We start from the raw sequence: 19417 nt of genomic DNA on the forward strand, positions 1-19417 counted from the left end.
CCAGTGTGGTGGGGGTATTGGCGCCGCAGGCTGCTGCGCAGGAGTTGGCGCCCGGGGTTTCGTGTGATGGGTTTGTGTGTCGCAATGACACCGATGACACGTATCGGGTTGAGGGGATTGCGTCGTGCACGGATTGGTCTGAGCGACGGATTACGGGGCAGGTGCCGGTACGGCAGCGGGTGCGGCCGCATGCGACAGTGACGATCACTGTTTTTTGTGGTGCGCCCGGGGATGTTTCGGAGGACGTGCTGTGGATCGATTACCGCGGTGCGGTGGTCGACAACACGCCGCGGACAGGTTCCGCCGGGTAGCTGATCGGCCGCGAGAATTGTGTTGCCGTGCCGGCGGTTTCGGTTCTCGCGGCCACGCTCGGGCGGATCGAGGAGACTGTGATGATGGCACCACCCGAGTTGGACGCCCGGCCTCAGTGGCGATGGACTGGGGACTCGCATTTTCTGGTCGCCGCTCTGGTGGAGGGGCACTGGTGGGTGTTGCGGATGAACAGTTTTCCCGATCACGCGCTGTGGACGTTGTTCATCGATGGGGTGGTGCGGTTCGATATCGATGACCTGCCGTCTACTTGGGGACAACCGCTCGATCGGTCCGCTCCGACGCTGGAGCCCGGCACTGCCGAGGAGATATTGGCGCCCATCGCGGGCTTCGTGGCGTACGGCAGTGAGGTGGGACGCCCCTGCGATGACCCGTTCTGCTGCGGTTGACGCGTTAGAAGTCGAGGAAGCGGACGTCTTTGGCGTTGTGGGTGATGAAGGTGCGGCGGGCTTCTACGTCTTCGCCCATCAGGATGCTGAAGAGTTCGTCGGCTGCGGCGGCGTCGTCCAGGGTTACTTGACGTAGGACGCGGACCGAGGGGTCCATGGTGGTTTCCCAGAGTTCTTTGGGGTTCATTTCGCCGAGGCCTTTGTAGCGTTGGACGCCGTCGTCGCGGTTGATTTTCTTGCCTGCGGCCAGGCCTTCGGCGAGCAGGGCGTCGCGTTCGCGGTCGGAGTAGGCGAAGTCGGGATCGCTGCGCTGCCACTTGAGTTTGTAGAGGGGTGGCTGGGCCAGGTACACGTGCCCGTTCTCGATGAGGGGGCGCATGAACCGGAAGAGCAGGGTGAGTAGCAGGGTGGCGATGTGCTGGCCGTCGACGTCGGCGTCGGCCATCAGGACGATCTTGTGATAGCGCAGTTTGGTGATGTCGAACTCTTCGTGGATGCCGGTGCCGAAGGCGGTGATGATCGCCTGGACTTCGGCGTTCTTCAAAACTCGGTCTATGCGGGCCTTTTCGACGTTGATGATCTTTCCGCGCAGCGGCAGGATCGCCTGGTACATCGAGTCGCGGCCGGATTTGGCCGAGCCGCCGGCGGAATCGCCCTCGACGATGTAGATCTCGGAGTTGCGTGGGTCTTTGGAGCGGCAGTCGGCCAGCTTGCCGGGTAGGCCTCCGAGGTCGTTGACGCTCTTGCGGCGGACGAGTTCGCGCGCTTTGCGGGCGGCGGTGCGCGCCTGGGCGGACGAGACTGCTTTGGTGACAATGGTTTTGGCGTCGGCGGGGTTGGCTTCCAGCCAGTGTGCGAGATGCTCGTTGCAGGTTCGCTGCACGAATGACCTGACCTCGGTGTTGCCCAGCTTGATCTTGGTCTGGGCTTCGAACTGCGGTTCGGCGAGTCGCACGCTCACGATGGCGGTGAGGCCCTCGCGGATGTCGTCGCCGGTGAGGTTGCTGTCTTTCTCCTTGAGCAACCTCTTGTCTCTGGCGTACTTGTTGACCACCGAGGTCAAGGCCGCGCGAAAGCCCTCTTCGTGGGTGCCACCGTCATGGGTGTTGATGGTGTTGGCGAAGCTGTGCACCGACTCGGAATAGCCCGCGTTCCACTGCATGGCGACCTCGAGGTCGTGGCCGGGGCCCGCGCCGGTGAACGAGACAATCGAGTGGTGGATCGGCTGCTTGGTCCGATTGAGGTGGCGCACAAAGTCTTCCAGGCCACCCGGGTAGTGGTAGGTACGTGTCCGGTCGTCGGGCTGCGGCTCCTCGGCGACCGCATCGTCGGCGACCCGCTCATCGGTGAGGACGATGGTCAGGCCCTTGTTCAGGAACGCCATCTCCTGCATGCGACGCGCGACAGTCTCGAAATTGAATGTGGTCGTCTCGAAGATTTCCGGATCCGGCCAGAACCGCGTCGTGTTGCCGGTGCGCGCGGTCGGCGCACCGCGGACCAGCTCTTCCGGCTTGGCGCGCAGATAGTTCTGGGTCCAGTGATAGCCGTCGCGGTCGATCTCCAACTCGATCCGGGTCGACAGCGCGTTCACCACCGACAACCCGACGCCGTGCAGCCCGCCGGCCACCGCATAGGTGTCGGAGTCGAACTTGCCGCCTGCGTGCAGTTGGGTCATGACGACTTCGACCGTCGGTATCCCCGTCTCGTGCATCTCGACCGGAATGCCGCGACCGTCGTCGGCCACCTCGACGCCGCCGTCGGCCAGCAGCGTGACGTCGATCTGGGTGGCATATCCGGCCATCGCCTCGTCGACGGAGTTGTCGACGATTTCCCGGACCAGGTGGTGCAGGCCGCGCTCGTTGGTGGAGCCGATGTACATGCTCGGGCGCTTACGGACCGCCTCGAGCCCCTCGAGGATCGTGATGGACGCGGCGTCGTAGTCCTGCTTGGACGGCTTGTTCCTCGGACCGGTCGAGGCGGAGTTTCTGGTAGCCACTGGTCGGTAGACCTCCCCACTTGTTGATCTCCGACGCAGCCGAGAGCGCACACAGAAGGCCCAGGGGTGGTGTTGCCGAGAAGTACGGGTCCTCGCGCGTGCTGCGCGCTACGCGCCGAAGGGTTCGCCGCTAGTTACTTTTCCATCATAGCTATAAGCGGTCTACAGATGTCCATTCAACCCGGCCAGTCTCGTCACAGATCCTCCAAAACCGGTCCAGTCGATCCCCCCTATTCGAACTTCACTACCAGACGCCCCACGGGCGCGCTAGACGCCAAACGAGGGAAATCAGCCGATTTGGCGAACAACAGCTCTACATGACGCGTCATCAAATACAGCAAGGCCTAGGACAACGGCACCAGATACAGGGACACAGAGCCCGCAAGAGGGAGCAGATCCAAGCGATGCGCCCCTCCGGCCTCGAAACAGCCAATCGCCCCCCACCGACGATCGCGCAGATCGTCGATAGAGGGCGAATACGCCTATGACAGCTCGGGATTGAACGCGGGCCTAGATCATGGCCGCAGGGGTGGCGGAGACCAGACCTCCATCGATGAGCAGGTCGTGACCGTTGATGTAGGTTCCCTCCGCCGAGGCGAGGAACGCGACCGCGGCCGCGACCTCTTCGGACGTGCCGATGCGGCCCGCGGCCACCATGGCGGCGGCGGCCTCCTGGATCTCCGCCGACGCTTCAGCCGCCAACGCCGGTGTGGCCGTATAACCCGGACTCACGGAGTTGACCCGAATTCGCCTGGGGGCCAGTTCAGCCGCCAGCGTGCGGGCCAGATTGTGCACGGCCGCTTTGGTGGCCGAGTAGAGAGCGGTACCGGGACTACCCCGATGCAGCGCGAACGACGCGTTGATCACGATCGCGCCGTGGTCGGCCAGCAGCGGCAGGGTCTTCTGGATGGTGAAGAACGCCGCTTTGAAGTTGATGTCGACCACTCGGTAGAACTCATCCTCAGTCACGTCCGCAATCTGCTGGAACGCACCGATTCCCGCGTTCGCGAACACCACGTCCAGTCGCCCGAACCGGTCCTTGATGGCGGCCGTCAGCGCGTCGAGGTCGGCGAGATTCGCGGCGTCTCCTGCCACCGCGAGCACGCGATCCACACCGTCCAGCTGCTCGACCGCGGCCTCGAGTCGACCTTTGTCGCGACCCGTGATGACCACCCGCGCACCCTCGTCGAGCAGGCGGCGCGCGGTCGCCAACCCCATCCCGCTGGTGCCGCCGGTGATGAGGGCGATCTTGTCGTCGAAGCGGGAACTACGCATCTGGGGCGACCTTTCAAGACAGTTGAACTGTTCAAAGACTTACGTACAGTTCAACTGTTTGTCAACAATGGAGCTATCCTGGACCGCGTGATGACGGCACATCCCGAGCGGGCACAGATCCAGTTGGCGAACGTGCTCTCGGCCGTGGGAAACCCCCTGCGACTGTGCATCGTTCGAGTACTGGCCGACGGGGGCGAGCACACCTGTGGCTCGATCGTGGACGGTGTGCCCAAGTCGAACCTGACCCACCACTACCGGGTGCTGCGTGACGCGGGCATCATCTGGCAACGGGTATCCGGCCGCGAGACGCTGCAGTCATTGCGCCGCGAAGACCTCGACGCCAGGTTCCCCGGACTGCTCGATTCGCTGATCGCCGCGGCACGCAGTGAAGCCGAGGACCCCCTCGCCGCAGCTCAGACCTGATCGCCCAATCGACGGACCGATCGCGTGAATTTGGTACCAGCACAGTCGATTTGATATTTCCACCTGGAGTTATTCGCTTACACTCGTAAGTGTGACCATCCCCACAGAGCCGATCGGAAGCATTCCACGTCCGCGAGAGCTGCAGGCCGCGATGGCGGCGCACGAAGCAGGCAAGATCGATGACGCCGCACTGGCTGAAGTTCAGCAGCGGGCTGTCAGTGGCACTGTCCACCGATTAGAGGAGATAGGGTCGCCGGTCGTCACTGACGGCGAGCAGAGCAAACCGAGCTTTGTCACGTATCCGATCGCCGGGCTGAGCACGCTGGCGCCCGGGGGCGTGGCGATTCCGTTCGCCGACGGGCATCAGCGGCAACTGCCGGTACTCACCGCCGGGCCGTTCCGGTATCAAGCCCACGCGGCCGACTATCTGCGGGCGGCGCAGGCGCACGCGACCGCGCCGGTGAAGCAGGCGGTGATCGCGCCGTCGGCGATGAGCCTGCTGTATCCGGCAGCCGGCATCGACGGCTATTCACGGGAAGCCTTTCTCACCGACCTGATCAACGAGGCCGAGGCCGACATTCGCGGCTGCCTGGACGCCGGGGCGCCGGTGGTCCAGCTCGACTTCACCGAGGCCAGGCTGTCGTTGAAGCTCGACCCGAGCGGTGGCATCCTCGACCAGTTCATCGAGCTGAACAACCTGGTGCTCGAACGCTTCTCGCCCGAGGAGCGGGCCAGGATCGGGATTCACACCTGTCCCGGCGGTGATCAGGATTCGACGCACAGCCTCGATGTCGACTACACGGAGCTGCTGCCGAAGCTGCTGCAGCTGAAGGCGGGCAATTTCTATGTCCAACTGGCCAGCGAGCCGGACCCGGACAAGGTGCTCGCCGTCATCGCCGAGTATCTGCCCGCCGGCGCGCGCATCTTCGTCGGGGTGATCGATCCGATCGATCCGGCGGTCGAGACGCCCGAGCAGGTGCGTGACCGGGTGCTGGCCGCGGCCCGTCATTTGCCGGTCGACCGGTTGGGCACCTGCGACGACTGCGGGTTCTCCCCGTTCGCCGACGACACCTCGACGTCGCGGGAGACCGCGTTCGCCAAGATCAGGGCGCGCGTCGAGGGCACCGCACTGGCCGCTGAGCAGCTAGGAGTCTGACACGTACCGACCCCCTGGTCGAGGTCGGTACGCCGGAATTGTCGGTGGCCGGCATTAGGCTGAGCCGCACAGGAAACCGAGCCAGGGGGTCACAGCGTGACGGCAAGCCAGCAGGTCGAGGCGCCCGACGGGACCGACCCCGAGCTACTCGATCTGCAGGACGATATTTCGTTCGGGCTCGAGGAAGTCAACGAGCTGCTGGCCGAATTGATCGCGCTGCAGGCGGATCGCAAGGCCAAGGACGGGGAGATCCTGTCCTATCGGCTCGGCGTCACCGGTGCGCAACCCGAGACGCTGGCAAAGATCGGCGCGCGCTACGACCTGTCCCGCGACCGAATCCGGCAGCTGCACACCAAGGCCGTGGCTCAGCTGATTCGCAACGCCCAACTGAGCGGACATCGGGCGGCGAGTGTGTTCGCCGAGCGCTATCCGATCGGTGCGCGCGACCAGCAGCTGGTCCGCGCGTTGCTGGTGGAGACCTACGCCACCGACACCGATATCGCGGCAAACGAGTTGTCGTACTTGAAGTTGCGGCTGGCCGGGCACGCCTCCGAGGACGCCAAGCGGGTCGCGGGATTCGTGACGCAGCGGATCGCGGCCTGGCAGAAGAAGACCAATCGGCGGCTGGCCAAACTACGCGACGCGGAACCGCGCGCGACCAGTCAGCTGAATCCGTGGCTGGGGCAAGTGGATTGGCCAGGGTCCAAGACCCCGGACGCGCTACCGGTGGCCTCCGCCCGCACCGTCGACAGCGACGACGACGGCCGAGGACACTTCTACCTGGACAAGGTCGGGCGCGACGTGCCGTTCGACTCCGGGTTGGCGGCGCGGCTGCTGTGGATCCTCAACGCGAGCGATCTCGTCGACTCATTCCAGGAGCAACCGGCCGCCGTCGGATTCGAGCTGAACGGCACGGAACAACTCAGCTATCCGAGCATCGCCGCCCGGCTCACCGACGGCCGGGTCGTGCTGATCGATGTGCAACCGCTCGGACACGTTGCCTTTCACGTCAATCGAACGAAGGCCGCCGCGGGACGCGCGTACGCGCACGGCAAGGGGTGGGGCTGGCTCGTCTGGACCGGCAGCCTGCTCGGCCTCCCCGATCTGCTCGCCAGAAAGGTCGACGCGAACAGCGCGGCAAGGCTGGCCGAGGTCGTCGAGCACGGACCGGCACCGTGGTCGGCCATCCGGCAGGTCCGCGACGAGACCGGCCTGGAGCTGCTCGACTTCATCGCGCTGGTGTTGCGCAACGAATGGCGCTGGGACCGTGGCCCGTTCCGGCTCAGCGCACCACCATCGCGCCCGCAAGGAAGGTGACGATCAGCATCATCGCGCAGCAGGTCACCAGCTGCCAGTGATTGATGGTCTGCTGCAGGTGCTTGATGGTGTTGCGCAGCGACGTGTCGAGCCGGTGATGGTCGTCGAGTTTGCGCCGCGCCTGCGCGAGTGAATCGGCCCGCTCCTGCGCCTCCTGCTCCGCCCGCTCCAGCCGAGTGGTCAGCTTCATCAGGTGTTTCTGCTTGTCGCGCACGGTTTTCCGGGACAGGGCCAGCGTCGTGCGCTGGTTGACCAGCTCCTGACGCTGCCGGGCGATGATCATCGCCTGCGTTTTCGTGTGGTGCTCCCAGTCGGCCACGGTGGCCCAACCTCCTGTCGTCACATCACGATATCCCCAGACGATGTCGCCGCTGACCCAGCCGTGGATGAAGTCGCGCAGCTCGAGTGGGTGCTTGCGCGGCGAAGCCACCGCGCTGTGCACGGTGTCCAGCACACCGGTCACCGTCTGGTAATCACATGCGGGCGGGGCGAAATCGGCGACGCCTAGCGCGTGCAGATGATCGACCCAGTAGCCGGGCGGGCACAGCCACAGCACGTCCTCGATGCCCGCCGCCCGCAACCGATCCGTATGTTCCTGCGCGAGAGAGCGTTCCAGCGCACCACTGCGCACCTCGATGACGAACTCGCGGTCGCCCTTGCGCCAGTAGATGTCGACCGGCAGCCCATCCACCCGTCGATCCACCTCGGCCACGTCGGCGCCATATGCCAGCAACCGGCCGCACACCCAATATTTCAACCGACGCATATCCCATTGCGCGGCGTCACATTCCGGACACTGACAGCCGTATCCGCCGGACAGCTTGCGGGCTCTGCCCGGACCACCCGCTATACCCAACTCGGCGAGCATCGCCTGGCGACCGCAGGCGATCTCCGCCCGCTGCTTCGTTCTCACGCGACCACTCCCCTGCCCAAACCACCGCAGGTCTGGCGACCTACGCCATAGATCAAGAGTGCGTCAGACTCGCCGACCTCGCCAGTCCCCTTTACCCCGCGCCCGGGTGCGCCACATTGTCAGATTTCCGGTCGAACGCCTGGTGTAGGCTGCGGCACAAGGAATTTCGCCGTAGCAGGTGGCCACAACGACACGCATATGTCGGCGGATTGACAGTAACCGCCATCCTGCGACGTCGCCGCGCCACGCGCCCATGTGCGCTGTCGCACGCACTTCGGACTGCCGTCGGAGCGAGAAAACGCTTAGGCTACGTCGGGGTGCGCCTCGGCTGGTTGCCGATGGGAAGCAGATCTGTTCCGGACAAACCGGATCGCGTCGACCTCCGCCTGCACCGGCGTGGGACGGCCCGCCTACGCTGCTTCGATCAGATCCATGGGGCCGGTGTCAGAGCCGGTCTGCGAACCGACAACAGCGTCGGTACACGACGGAGCCGCGCGTGCGCGGGGCACCGTCGCGCACCGCGTATTTCCAACTGGACGGATAGAATCGTCCGGCCGAGTGCGAGCTGGGCCGATACGGGGAAGTGGGTTACTGGATGGAGCACGGTCAAGACGCGGCCGGCGAGTCGATCGGCGCGATGCTGTCGAGCATCGCGGCGGTTCTCCGTGAGGTCAGCGACAAACTGGACGCCGTGGCGGTCAGGGTCGACGGTGTCGATGGGGTCAGCGTTGCCACCGTGCTTCCCGCTGATCGCAGCGTCGAAGCGCGACTGGCCAAGCTCGAGGCCTGGGCTTTCCGTGCCGGGCAGGACATTTCAGGCATCGATGGGCGGCTGGAGAAGGTCGAATCAGGCGGTGGCCCATCGCATGCCGCGCCGGACACCGAGCGCGCCGAGCGTCCCCTACCGCGCGCCGCGTCCCGCAGGAACTCCGCGACAGTCGAGCAGAGTGTCCCGCCGCAACGCGAATCCGCCTCCGCCGCGACCACTCCCACCGCGCGGGAAAGCATCGGCAACTCGCACGAGATCGCCCAGACCGTCCGCGACAACACCACGGCGGCACGCGAGAACGCCGCGGCGACCAGGGAGAGCGTGTCCCGCCGCTACGAGGGCTCCCCCAGCCCCCGCGACACGCCACCGGGACGCGACTCCGCGGCGCACGAGGCGAACTCGGTGCCGCAACGCAGCTTCAGCGCACCCGCGGCGCACGAGCCGAGCCCGGCACCGTCGCAGAACTTCACCGCGCCCACACCGCGCGAACCGAGCCCGGCGCCATCGACGAACTTCACCGCACCGACGCCACGCGAACCGCTGCCTGTCCGTCAGTCCAGCTTCACCGCGCCACGCGAACCGGCCACCTCGTCGTATCAGAACTTCACCAGCCCGCACGAGAATCCGTACGAGAGCATGGTTCCCTCGGCGCCGGACAGCGGCGACTACAGCCGCGGCACGAACGGCACCGCCATCGGGACGAACGGCACCGCGCTGACCGGTGCGCACCGCGCCGACGAAGACCTGATCCCGGTCGACAACTCCCACGTCGACAAGCTGCAGGCGATGCTGGACGAACTGAAGAAGACCGCGGCCGCCCCGCTCGGCCGCTCCGACGTCTTCGGACCGCCCGCGACAGACCTGAACTCGAACAGCTACCAGCCCGAGCGGAGCACGGAAACGCCGCGCGACTACCGGTTGTCGAGTCCGCCGAAGTAGGGCCTTCGACCTGGTCAGCTAGCAGCGCGACGGCACCGAAAACCCACGCGACAACGATTGCCGAGCCCGCCTGACCAGGGTCACCGACCCCGCGCCAGCAACCAGCACGACAACCGACGCGACCAACGCGTTGCCGAACTCGCCTAAGTAGGGTCCACCGACCCGGTCAGGATCGTCTCGATCAGCTCGCGCAGCCAGCGATGACCGCTGTCGGCGGTGTTGCGCGGATGCCAGGCCATGCCGATCGCGACCTCGGGCAGCGGTAGCGGAATCTCGAACGCGCGCAACCCGAGCGCGGGCAGAGCCGAGCGGCTCAGCAACGCGGGTGCCGAGCAGATCAGATCGCTGCCGGGCACCGCGAACAGCGCGGTGGTCAGATTCGGCACCGTGGCGACCACGCGGCGGGTGCGACCGTGCAACGCCAACCGGTCGTCGATCGGGCCGCGCGCGTGACCGTTGCGCGAAATGCTCAGGTGCGCGGCCGCTGCGAAACGCGCGACCGTCACCCGCTCGGTGACCAGCGGATGATCGGCGGCGGCGATCCCGACGATCCGGTCGCCGCGCACTCGGCGCACCGTCGTCTCCGGATCGGCATGGTCGATCACCCCGACCTCGATATCGACCCGGCCGTCGCGCAGTGCCGCGGTGCCTTCGAGGTCCGGCAGGAAGTGCAGCGTCACGCCCGGTGCCTGCGCGCGCACGGCGGCCAGCAGCGGCGCGGCCAACTCGGTGAGCACCGCGTCCCCCGCCTGCACCGCGAAGTTCCGCTTCAGCACGCCAGGATCGATCGCGCCCCGCGGCGTCAGCAATGCCCGCCCCTGCTCGACCAGAGTGCCGACCTCGTAACGCAATTCCAGCGCCCGCGGCGTCGGCACCAGGTGGCGACCGGCGCGCACCAGCAGCGGATCGCCGAGCACCCGACGCAGCTTGGCCAGCGTCCGGCTCATCGCCGGCGCCGAGGTACGCAGCCGTTCGGCCGCCCGGGTAACGCTGTTCGTTTCCAACAGCGCATCCAGCGCCACCAGCAGATTCATGTCCAGCGCCTCCACCCCAGGATTATCACCAGCGCAATGCAGCTTTACCAACATTGCGCTAGCGATAACCCCCGGCGAGTCTCGACACCCCGGCCACCCGCACCCCCGAACGCCCCGCAGCCGATGCCGAGATCCGCAGTACTCGCGATCAGCCATCCACTACGTACTCAGAAAAGCCACGGCCGCACAACATCGAAATCCGGTGCGGGTGTTGCCGGTTGAGGGTTACTTGCCCTGGGAGCCGGGTAGGAGGTTGGTGGGGGCGGCGATGCTCAGGTCGTGTGTCCTTGGTACGTCGAGTGCGCTCGGGTTGTGGGCGCTCGGCACACCATGTGGGGTGGGTGCGGCGGCGTTCAGGTTGTGGGCCGTTGGCGCACCGTGGGACTCGGGCACTTGGGTGATGAGATCGGTTGTCTGCGGCATCCCCTGGTCGGGGGTTCGGGGTGCGCCGAGGCTGGGGCCTGGGGGAGCGACATCGGCGTGCTCGATCGGGTGTTCGGGGGGTGCGGAGGGCGCGGGCTCGTGTTTGGTGGTCAGGCCGCGGTAGGACTCCGGGCGGACCGTGCGGAACCATTGGGACGCACGGGTTCGCAGGGGGAGACGGAACTTCAGGTCGGCCAGCATTTCGTCGACATTGCGGATGGAGAAGGGGGTGATCGCGGTGCCTCGCGCGTGGTGGCCGTGGGTGCGTTCCTCCATCCAGCGCAGCCTGGCGTCGATCTGCTCGCTCACTTCGTCGCGCGGCGGCAGGTCGAGCTGGTTGGTGAGGAGTGCGGCGGTCCAGTGCGCGCCGACCTCGGCGTTGAGGGTGCTGATGACCGACGAGTTGTAGCCGGCGAAGGTCAGGTTCGGCACGTCGAGCGGCATGATCTGGCGGTGCAGACGGAAGTTGCCGTGCTCGTCGGTGAGCCTGCGCTGGACATACGGCGTCAGGAACGGCACCCGCTGCTGGAATCCGGTTGCGCAGACGACGATATCGGCCGGGACGAGATGCCCGTTGGACAGCTGCACCGCGGGCGTTTCGCCACCGCCACCACGCATTTCGGTGATGGCGGTGTCGCGCTGCACCACGATCCGGCCGTTCGCGACCTGCTCGTAGAAGTTCTCGGTGGCGAGGCTGACGGTGCTCTCGGCGATCTGCTCGAACCGGCCCTCCGGCAGCAGACCGAGCTCGCGCAGGTTCATCTGCTTGGTGGCGAGTTCCTGGATCAGGTCGAGATTGGCGGTCCGGAACGAAACGCCGGGGCCGTCCAGGTAGCGGTCCATCCGGCCGGGTTCCAGGTGATGGAAGTGTGCCTCGCCGAAGCGGGTCAGCATCAGTCGCTCGTAGTCGAGCACCCGAGCCAGCTTGCGCGGCATCTTCCACAGCAGTCGGCGCGCCACCACGGTGGTCGAGCCGGCGACGTCGCTCACGGCCTCGGCGATGTCGCAGGCCGACTTGCCGTAGCCGACGACAACGACGGACTTACCGCGCACCGCCTCGACATCCAAGAATTCCGACACGTGACCCATTTGGCCGCCCGCGGCACGGAACAGCTCGATACCGCGGAAGTCCGGGATGGCGGGCTCGCTGAACACCCCATTGGCGATTACCAGATGATCGCAGGAGGTCCGATGTATACCGCCCTGGTCACGAATCTCCAGCAGCCAGCCACTGTCCACCGGATCAGCGGCGACGACCTCGGTGTTGAGCCGCAGGTGCGCACGCAGGCCGAAGTGGTCGGCGTAGGCGGCCAGATACGCCTGCATCTGCTCGCCGTCGAGCACCTTCGGGTAATCCGAGGGCATCGGGAAGTCGGAGAAGTGATAGGTGTTCTTGGAATTCTGGGTTCGCAGCCCCGGGTACCTGCGGGTCGCACTCCACACGCCACCGACATCGGGCGCCCGGTCGAAGATCTCGACCGGAAAACCCTTCTGGATCAGCACTTTCGCGCAGGCAAGACCTGCGATACCCGCACCAACGATCGCGATGCGGTTTCCGCTCGTCATGCGCAGGAGATTACGTCGCTTACGGCGCGCAGCAAAGTCGGTTGCCCTAATCGGCGATTCAAGGCAGCGCCGGGGCACCGGCCAGATCCACCGGCAAATCCTGGACGCCGCGGATCAGAATGCTCTCACGCCAGCGCAGTTCGTCGTCATCGACGGCCAGGCGCAGCTCGGGGAAGCGGGTGACCAGGTGGGTGACGGCGATGCGAGCCTCCATGCGGGCCAGGCCGGCGCCGAGGCAGTAGTGGATGCCGTAGCCGAAGGCGATGTGATTGCTGGCGCGGTCCGGATCGAAGGCCGTGGGATCGGCGAAATGACGTTCGTCACGATTGGCCGAACCGAGCGCGACCAAGACGAGTTCGCCCGCGGGGATTTCGGTCTCGCCGAGGGTGATCGGGGCGGTGGTGTAACGCAGCGTCGCGATGTTCACCGGGCCGTTGTGTCGCAGCACCTCCTCGATCAGCGGCGCGACGGCGTCGGGCTGGTCGCGCAGTGCGCGGTAGCGCGGCGGATCGGCGAGCAGGGTGAGCACGGTGTTGCCGATCAGGTTGACCGTCGTCTCGTGCCCGGCGACCAGGATCAGGAACGCCATCGAGATCAGTTCGTCGTGGCTGAGCCGGTCGCCGTCGTCGGTGACGGTGAGCAGGTGCGAGATCAGGTCGTCGCCGAGACCGTGCTCGCGCCGCATGGCCACCAGACCGTCGAAGTACTCGACGATGGCGTCGGTCGCCTCGCGCATCGCTTCCGGCGTGGACATCGGGGTGTCGACCACGGCGGCGGACCACTCACGGAACGGTTCACGATCCTCGACGGGCACGCCGAGCAGCTCACAGATCACCGTGATGGGTAGCGGAAAGGCGTACTCCTCCAGCAGATCCACTCGGCCCGCGGCAGGATCGATCCGATCGAGCAGTTCGTCCGCGATGGCCGCCACCCGGAACTCGAGCGCCGCCATCCTGGCGGGCGCGAACGCGGGGGTGACCAGTTTGCGCAGGCGCGAGTGATGCGGCGGATCGGCATTGAGCAGGTGATAGCTCAATCGCCGGTTGGTCGCGGTGACCCCGCTGCTACCCGCCGCGGCATGCCTGGCCTGTGCGCCGGTCGCGGAGTGCGGGTCCTTGCGGATATCGGGGTGCCGCAGCACCTCCTTGGCCGCGTCGTAGTCGACGACCAGCCAGGCGCGGACGCCGGTGCGCAGGCCGATCTGATGCACGGAACCCTCGGCTCGCAGCTGCCGGTAGAAGGCATACGGCGCCTGGAAGAAGTCCGTCGGCAGCTGTCTCATCTACGCTGGCCTCCCCGTTGCGCGAGTATCGTTGCGGCTCTTCGATAGTGACACGCGCCACCACCTGCGGCCAGCGTCGATGCCATCGCCCGTCCGAGCGCGCTCGCCGATCACCACCGCATCCGGTTCATTCGTCGCGATCGCGGGTGCGGATCGGCACCGACGCGCCCGATTCATTCCGCGCGCGTGACCCCGGTTGCCCCGCTACCCTGCGCAGATGAGTTCGATCGCGCCCATCCTGCGGGGCGCCCGGATCGCGAACTCGTTCGCGTTCGGGCTGCAGGGTTTCTTCTTTGCCGTGGTGCTGACGCAGTTGCCGCAGCAGAAGGACAAGTTCGGGCTATCCGATGGGTTGATTGTCGGCTCGGTGGTGTTGGTGTCGCTGCTCGCGGGTGGCGGGAGTGTGGCGGCGGAGCGGTTGGCGCTGCGGTGGTCGAGCCGGGCGACGGTGCGGATCGGGCTGCTGCTCATCGCGATCACCGGGGCCGGGGTGGCGTTCGCGCCGAACACGGCCGTGCTGCTGAGCACGCTCAGCTGCTACGGGATCGCGGTCGGCATCGTCGACGCGAGCACCAACATGCAGGCGGTGTTCATTCAGCACGGGTACGGGAAGTTCGTGCTGTCGTCGTTTTACGCGGCGTGGAGTGCGGGGTCGATTACCGGCGCGTTGTTCGTGTCGGGGTGTGAGGCGCTGGAGGTGACGCTGCGCGAGTCACTGCTCGGCGCGGCGGGGATCGTGCTCGTCATCGGGTTGGTGCTCGGACCGCGGCTGCTCGGAACGCAGGAGGCGGAGGCGGGCCCGGCCGAGGAGGTCGTGGAGCCCGCGCCGGTCGCTTTCCGTGCGTATCTGGTGTTCGGTATCGCGATGGCGTTGGTGTTTGCCATCGATTTGGCCGTTGGTAACTGGTCGGCGCTGTATCTGACCGGCGACCTCCTTGCCAGTTCCGCGACCGCGGCCTTGGGGCTGGCCGCGTACCAAGGCACCTCGTTGGTCGCGCGGCTCACCGGCGACCTGTTCGTGCGCCGGTTCGGACCGCGACGCGTGGTGCGGACGGCGGCCGCCATCGGCGTGGTCGGCTTGGCGATTGTGATCGCCGCGCCCGGGCCGATTGTCGCGATCGTCGGATTCCTGATCGCGGGCATCGGCATGCCGGTGATCGCGCCGCTGTGCTTCAGCGAGGCCGGGCAGTTGACCAGTGGTCGTGGCCTGGACGCGCTCATCGCGCGGCTGAATCTGTTCAATTACGCAGGCACTTTGGTGGGTGGCGGGGTGGTTGGTGCGGTCGCGGCGGGCTTCGGGCATCGGATCGGCTTCGTGATTCCGCTGGTGTTCGCGGCGGTGCTGATCGGGCTGGCGCGGGTGTTCCACTCGCGGCCTGAAGCAGACAAACATCCCACCTCTTCGGGTGATCATGCTCTACTGGACACATGAGCGAGCGCAGCGAGCGAATCATGTGCCAGCGCGCGTTGCGTATGCCGGAGCCGAGCGCTAGCGAGGCGGAGGCATGAGCAACATCCCAGTCACCGTCGACCGGGCCGGCCTGTGGGACGCCGAAGAACTCAGTGACGTTGCGGCCGCGACCTTTCCCCTCGCCTGCCCACCCGAGGCGAGCGCCGACGATATCGACATCTTCATCAGCGAGGCGCTGTCCGGCGAACAGTTCGGCGAGTATCTGAGCGATCCGGCCCGGACCGTGCTCAAGGCCGTCGCGGGCGACGAGATCGTCGGGTACGCGATGCTCATCGCGGGCGACCCGGCGGATCCGGCGGTTGCCGAGGCGGTGGATCTGCGGCCGGTGGTGGAGATCAACAAGATGTATGTGGTGCCCGGCCATCACGGCAGCGGAGTGTCGACGGCGCTGATGCACGCTTGTCTGGAGCGGGCACGGGACGGGCAGTTTGCCGGGGTGTGGCTCGGTGTCAGCCAGGAGAATGCGCGGGCTCGGCGGTTCTACGAGAAGCACGGATTCCACTCGGTCGGCACCAAGACCAACACCGTCGGCAATCAACGGCACGATGACTTTGTGATGCGACTGGCCTTCTAAGTAGCTTTCGCGAAGTCGACCAGCGCGCTGTGGAACTCCGGCGCGACCACGGCCATCAGGTGATCGCCGCGCACCACGTGCAGCGTCCCGTTGGGCAGCGCGTCGGCGAGGCGTTCGGGCTCGGCGGCGAACGGATCGCTGTCGCCCGCGAGCACCAGCGTCGGCACGGTGACATCGGACAGCCCGTCGATCGGCCGGGAATCGAGGCCGGCCGCGACCGCCTGGATGGCGTGCCGGTCGGCATGCACCGCGTCCGCGAGAATCCGGAACATCATGGCGGTCGGCGGTGCTTGCTCGTTGTCGTCATCCATCGCGAGCTGCAGGTCGGTCAGCTCGACGACCCGGCGATCGACGCCGCCGCAATCGAGCACCCCCGAACCGATACCGCCGATGGCCAGCCGCTCGACCCGTTCGTCGGCGGCGGCGACCAGCAGCGAGATGATCGCGCCCATCGAATAACCCACCTGCACAACACGATCGAAGCCGAGTTCGTCGTACAGCGCGCGCACGTCCTTGGCCATGAACTCCCACGAGTACTGCGCCGGATCGTGCGGCTTGTCCGAGCGCCCGTGCCCACGCGCGTCGAGCGACACCACCGTGCGCCCGGCCGCCTGCAGCGCGCCGACCACTCCGGGGCTCATCCAGTTCGCGTTGGTATCCGCGACCACACCGTGCTGCAACACGACGGGAACACCCTCGCCCTCCCACACCCGATAGTTGAGTTCCAGGCCGTCCCACGTCTTGAACTTCGTCATGATCGGATCGTAGCGGCGGATGATTCAATACCTTACGGTCTGTTTGCTGCTACTCGCACAAGCGCTACCCCGACATGACACGAAGAGCACCCGCCGGAATCAGGCGAGCAGCTTCGCCTTCAGTGCGGCGATGTCGCCGTCGGAGAGCTTCAGACCCGCACGAACGTAGTTGTCGAAGCTGCCGTAGGTCTGGTTCGCCTGGTCGAAAGCGGCGTCGAGCCAGGGCTGTTGGACGCCGTTGATCGGGTCGTTCGGGTTGGCGTTGCGGTACTGGTTGGACAGCAGGTAGTCCTGGTTGACGGTGTCGCGGTCGACGCCGAGGACGGTGAGCAGGACGGCGGCGGTCCAGCCGGTGCGGTCCTTGCCCGCGGTGCAGTGGAACAGCACCGAGCCGTCGGTGTCGATGATGTCGCGCAGCACCGAGGCGAAGGCCTGGTTGGCGCCGGGCGCGGTGATGAACGCGCGGTAGAGGCTGTCGCCGCCGGTGAGGGTGCTGGCCATCACCTCGGGCGGGGCCTGGCCGATGACGTCATCCCAGTTCGCGGTCGCGCCCGCGGGTACCTTGTCCGGGCCGATCGCGCGTTCGTAGACCGTGCGCAGATCGTCGACGACGCGGACCTGACGACCGGACAGCTCGGCGAGGTCGGCCGGGGTGGCGTTGTTCAGTTGACCGGTGCGGTAGACGAGGCCGGTGCGGACGGTCTTGCCGGTGACGGTCCGGTATCCGCCGATGTCACGAGCGTTCTGCACACCCTGCAGGTTCAGCGAACGGTCGAACGCGACGGCCGACGCGGCGGGCGGCTCGGCGAGCGCGGCACCGGTCACCGGCCCGAAGGCCACGGCCAGTCCGGCCGCCAGCGCGATCGGGGTACGAAGCGAGCGGGTCATGCGGGTGCTCCAATCATCGGGTCCCCCGAGACCCCAGCAAACCAAATGAAACATCGGTTGTTCAAACCAGGGGGGTTTACGCCGGAACCTCGAACCGCGACAGCGCGAGCAACCGCGACACCGCGCGCAGATACTTCTTGCGGTACCCGCCGTCGAGCATCTCCTGCGAGAAGATCTGGTCCAGCTTGGCACCGGAAACGGTGACCGGAATGCTCGCGTCGTAGAGCCGGTCGGCCAGCACCACGATGCGTAACGCCACGGCCTGATCGGTGACCGGGTGCACGTTCGCGATGAACACCGACGACACCCCGGCGATCAGCGCGCCGAACTTCGACGGGTGCAACGTGCTGAGATGCTTGAGCAGCTCGTCGAAGTCGTCGAGCGTGGAACCCGGTGTGGCAGTGGCACGTTCGGTCAGCAACGCCGACGAGGTCGGCTCCGGCGCGGGCGGCAGATCGCGGTGCCGGTAGTCCGGGCCGTCGACCCGGACGGGCTCGAAGATCGAGCCGAGCTTCTTGATCTCCCGCAGGAAATCCTGTGCGGCGAAACGACCTTCGCCCAACTGACCCGGCAACGTGTTGGAGGTGGCCGCGATCGAAACACCCTTCGCGGACAGCTCGGTCAGCAGCCGCGAGACCAGCATGGTGTCGCCGGGATCGTCGAGCTCGAATTCGTCGATGCACAGCACACTGTTCGCCGACAACCGCTCCACCGCATTGGTGAAGCCAAGGGCGCCAACGAGATTGGTGAGCTCGCCGAAGGTGCCGAACGACTTCGGCGCCGGCGCGCTGTGGAAGATGGAGGCGAGCAGGTGGGTCTTGCCGACACCGAACCCGCCGTCCAGATACAGCCCGGCCCCGGACACCTGCTTCTTCTTGCCGAACAGGCTCTTCTTGTTCACCGCCTGATGGATCTTGGCGACCTCGCCGGCGAACTCCTCGGCCTTGCGCACCGCCGCCGCCTGGCTCGGCTCCTTCGGGTCGGGAATGTAGGAGCCGAAGCTGACCTCGTCGAACATCGGCGGGGGCACCATCTGGGCGACGAGCTGGTCGGCCGGAACCTCAGGGTGGCGGTCGACGAGGCGTTCTTGCATGTGCGAAGCCTAATGACGTGGTGAGATCTACGTTCATGCAGCGTATCCACAATGCGATCCAGCTCACAGACCTGACACCCGACGATCTCGCGCAGTTGTACGCGTACCCGGACGACCTTCGCGAACCGTTCGTCCGCGCGAATTTCGTGGCCAGCATCGACGGCGGCGCGACCAGCGACGGCCAATCCGCGGGCCTCGGCACGCCCGCCGACAAAGCGGTGTTCCTGATGCTGCGGGAACTGGCCGACGTGGTGCTCGTCGGCGCGGGCACCGTCCGCTCGGAGAACTACGGTGGCGCCAGGACCGATCCGCGGCGTCGGCGTGCGCTGCACGAGCGGGGTGTGGGTGGTCATCCGGACGGTGCGGCGCCACCGATCGCGGTGGTGACCGCGAGCGCGGCGATCGACCTCGGCGCCCGGTTGCTCACCGACACCACCGTCGCGCCGTTGATCATCACCACGACCACCGCCCCCGCCGACCGCAAACAGCAACTGGCCGACGCGGGCGCGGACGTCATCGAGGCGGGCGACCTCGCGGTGACCCCGAAGGCGCTGCTGCGGGTGCTCGCCGAGCGCCGACTACATCGCGTGCTGTGTGAGGGCGGCCCCCAGCTGTTCGGCGAGCTGCTGGCCGCCGACGCGGTCGACGAGCTCTGCCTGACCACCGCACCCGTGCTGGTCGGCGGCACGGCCCGGCGAATTTCGCTGTCCGCGCACGAGTTCCACCGCCCCATGTCGCGCGCGCATATCTTGCTCGACAACGACGGCACGATGCTGACCCGATGGGCCCGTGCATGAAACAACTGCCCGAACCTGGCAGGCTGT

Annotated in this window: 17 protein-coding genes; 8 read left to right on the plus strand and 9 right to left on the minus strand. The window is 66.6% G+C overall.

Annotated features, from left to right (window positions below; all coding sequences use genetic code 11):
• Positions 1–392 precede the first annotated feature (392 nt).
• Positions 393–719: a hypothetical protein gene (locus tag ACIBCN_RS43590; RefSeq protein WP_396998636.1), complete on the plus strand. Its 327-nt coding sequence runs from the start codon at positions 393–395 to the stop codon at positions 717–719.
• Between the two features lie 4 nt (positions 720–723).
• On the opposite strand, the gene gyrB is transcribed toward ACIBCN_RS43590, so the two are convergent.
• Positions 724–2715 (minus strand): DNA topoisomerase (ATP-hydrolyzing) subunit B, encoded by a 1992-nt coding sequence (gyrB, locus tag ACIBCN_RS43595; protein ID WP_396998638.1) that lies wholly within the window; start codon positions 2713–2715, stop codon positions 724–726.
• A gap of 510 nt (positions 2716–3225) precedes the next feature.
• On the minus strand, positions 3226–3990 hold the full coding sequence (locus tag ACIBCN_RS43600; RefSeq protein WP_396998639.1) for a glucose 1-dehydrogenase: 765 nt from the start codon (positions 3988–3990) through the stop codon (positions 3226–3228).
• A gap of 90 nt (positions 3991–4080) precedes the next feature.
• Here ACIBCN_RS43600 and ACIBCN_RS43605 point away from each other — a divergent pair, with 90 nt between their 5' ends.
• From ACIBCN_RS43605 to ACIBCN_RS43615, 3 genes are all read left to right on the plus strand, one after another.
• Positions 4081–4413, plus strand: coding sequence for an ArsR/SmtB family transcription factor (locus tag ACIBCN_RS43605; protein WP_396998679.1), 333 nt, complete (start codon positions 4081–4083; stop codon positions 4411–4413).
• A gap of 91 nt (positions 4414–4504) precedes the next feature.
• Positions 4505–5569 (plus strand): cobalamin-independent methionine synthase II family protein, encoded by a 1065-nt coding sequence (locus ACIBCN_RS43610; protein ID WP_396998641.1) that lies wholly within the window; start codon positions 4505–4507, stop codon positions 5567–5569.
• A gap of 96 nt (positions 5570–5665) precedes the next feature.
• Entirely contained in the window at positions 5666–6886 is a 1221-nt protein-coding gene (locus ACIBCN_RS43615) for a sigma factor-like helix-turn-helix DNA-binding protein (RefSeq protein WP_396998643.1), read from the plus strand.
• Here the strand turns inward: ACIBCN_RS43615 and ACIBCN_RS43620 are convergent.
• Positions 6852–7799 (minus strand): hypothetical protein, encoded by a 948-nt coding sequence (locus tag ACIBCN_RS43620; RefSeq protein ID WP_396998645.1) that lies wholly within the window; start codon positions 7797–7799, stop codon positions 6852–6854. The genes ACIBCN_RS43615 and ACIBCN_RS43620 overlap by 35 nt on opposite strands.
• Positions 7800–8394: 595 nt before the next feature.
• On the opposite strand from ACIBCN_RS43620, the gene ACIBCN_RS43625 reads away from it, so the two are divergent.
• The gene (locus ACIBCN_RS43625) at positions 8395–9507 is read left to right on the plus strand and encodes a hypothetical protein (protein WP_396998647.1); all 1113 of its coding nucleotides are present in this window, start codon (positions 8395–8397) and stop codon (positions 9505–9507) included.
• A 143-nt stretch (positions 9508–9650) separates the two neighbouring features.
• Here the strand turns inward: ACIBCN_RS43625 and ACIBCN_RS43630 are convergent, their stop codons facing one another.
• From ACIBCN_RS43630 to ACIBCN_RS43640, 3 genes are all read right to left on the minus strand, one after another.
• A complete protein-coding gene (locus tag ACIBCN_RS43630) occupies positions 9651–10547 on the minus strand; it encodes a LysR family transcriptional regulator (protein ID WP_396998680.1) in 897 nt (298 codons plus the stop codon).
• Between the two features lie 219 nt (positions 10548–10766).
• Positions 10767–12530, minus strand: a complete 1764-nt coding sequence (locus ACIBCN_RS43635; RefSeq protein WP_396998649.1) for an NAD(P)-binding domain-containing protein — start codon at positions 12528–12530, stop codon at positions 10767–10769.
• Positions 12531–12588: 58 nt separating this feature from the next.
• A complete protein-coding gene (locus ACIBCN_RS43640) occupies positions 12589–13812 on the minus strand; it encodes a cytochrome P450 (RefSeq protein ID WP_396998651.1) in 1224 nt (407 codons plus the stop codon).
• 217 nt (positions 13813–14029) lie between these two features.
• Between ACIBCN_RS43640 and ACIBCN_RS43645 the strand changes: the two genes are divergently transcribed.
• Together ACIBCN_RS43645 and ACIBCN_RS43650 are read left to right on the plus strand one after the other, a co-directional pair.
• The gene (locus ACIBCN_RS43645) at positions 14030–15244 is read left to right on the plus strand and encodes an MFS transporter (protein WP_396998653.1); all 1215 of its coding nucleotides are present in this window, start codon (positions 14030–14032) and stop codon (positions 15242–15244) included.
• Between the two features lie 73 nt (positions 15245–15317).
• Positions 15318–15857, plus strand: coding sequence for a GNAT family N-acetyltransferase (locus tag ACIBCN_RS43650; protein WP_396998655.1), 540 nt, complete (start codon positions 15318–15320; stop codon positions 15855–15857).
• On the opposite strand, the gene ACIBCN_RS43655 is transcribed toward ACIBCN_RS43650, so the two are convergent.
• From ACIBCN_RS43655 to zapE, 3 genes are all read right to left on the minus strand, one after another.
• Positions 15854–16612, minus strand: coding sequence for an alpha/beta fold hydrolase (locus tag ACIBCN_RS43655; RefSeq protein WP_396998657.1), 759 nt, complete (start codon positions 16610–16612; stop codon positions 15854–15856). The two genes, ACIBCN_RS43650 and ACIBCN_RS43655, sit on opposite strands and share 4 nt — an antisense overlap.
• Before the next feature lie 99 nt (positions 16613–16711).
• The gene (locus ACIBCN_RS43660) at positions 16712–17500 is read right to left on the minus strand and encodes a tyrosine-protein phosphatase (protein ID WP_396998659.1); all 789 of its coding nucleotides are present in this window, start codon (positions 17498–17500) and stop codon (positions 16712–16714) included.
• A 76-nt stretch (positions 17501–17576) separates the two neighbouring features.
• On the minus strand, positions 17577–18593 hold the full coding sequence (gene zapE / locus ACIBCN_RS43665) for a cell division protein ZapE (protein ID WP_396998661.1): 1017 nt from the start codon (positions 18591–18593) through the stop codon (positions 17577–17579).
• A 35-nt stretch (positions 18594–18628) separates the two neighbouring features.
• Between zapE and ACIBCN_RS43670 the strand changes: the two genes are divergently transcribed.
• A complete protein-coding gene (locus ACIBCN_RS43670) occupies positions 18629–19390 on the plus strand; it encodes a pyrimidine reductase family protein (RefSeq protein ID WP_396998682.1) in 762 nt (253 codons plus the stop codon).
• The last annotated feature ends 27 nt before the right edge of the window (positions 19391–19417 follow it).

The sequence above is a fragment of the Nocardia sp. NPDC051052 genome, assembly GCF_044456045.1.
In the GTDB taxonomy this organism is placed as follows: domain Bacteria; phylum Actinomycetota; class Actinomycetes; order Mycobacteriales; family Mycobacteriaceae; genus Nocardia.

What these genes read in the sequence shown, in the direction of transcription:
- ACIBCN_RS43590 (WP_396998636.1), top strand. Translation starts at nt 393, where the DNA reads ATGATGGCACCACCCGAGTTGGACGCCCGGCCTCAGTGGCGATGGACT.
- ACIBCN_RS43600 (WP_396998639.1), bottom strand. Translation starts at nt 3,990, where the DNA reads ATGCGTAGTTCCCGCTTCGACGACAAGATCGCCCTCATCACCGGCGGC.
- ACIBCN_RS43605 (WP_396998679.1), top strand. Translation starts at nt 4,081, where the DNA reads ATGACGGCACATCCCGAGCGGGCACAGATCCAGTTGGCGAACGTGCTC.
- ACIBCN_RS43625 (WP_396998647.1), top strand. Translation starts at nt 8,395, where the DNA reads ATGGAGCACGGTCAAGACGCGGCCGGCGAGTCGATCGGCGCGATGCTG.
- ACIBCN_RS43635 (WP_396998649.1), bottom strand. Translation starts at nt 12,530, where the DNA reads ATGACGAGCGGAAACCGCATCGCGATCGTTGGTGCGGGTATCGCAGGT.
- ACIBCN_RS43640 (WP_396998651.1), bottom strand. Translation starts at nt 13,812, where the DNA reads ATGAGACAGCTGCCGACGGACTTCTTCCAGGCGCCGTATGCCTTCTAC.
- ACIBCN_RS43645 (WP_396998653.1), top strand. Translation starts at nt 14,030, where the DNA reads ATGAGTTCGATCGCGCCCATCCTGCGGGGCGCCCGGATCGCGAACTCG.
- ACIBCN_RS43650 (WP_396998655.1), top strand. Translation starts at nt 15,318, where the DNA reads ATGAGCAACATCCCAGTCACCGTCGACCGGGCCGGCCTGTGGGACGCC.
- ACIBCN_RS43655 (WP_396998657.1), bottom strand. Translation starts at nt 16,612, where the DNA reads ATGACGAAGTTCAAGACGTGGGACGGCCTGGAACTCAACTATCGGGTG.
- ACIBCN_RS43660 (WP_396998659.1), bottom strand. Translation starts at nt 17,500, where the DNA reads ATGACCCGCTCGCTTCGTACCCCGATCGCGCTGGCGGCCGGACTGGCC.
- zapE (WP_396998661.1), bottom strand. Translation starts at nt 18,593, where the DNA reads ATGCAAGAACGCCTCGTCGACCGCCACCCTGAGGTTCCGGCCGACCAG.
- ACIBCN_RS43670 (WP_396998682.1), top strand. Translation starts at nt 18,629, where the DNA reads ATGCAGCGTATCCACAATGCGATCCAGCTCACAGACCTGACACCCGAC.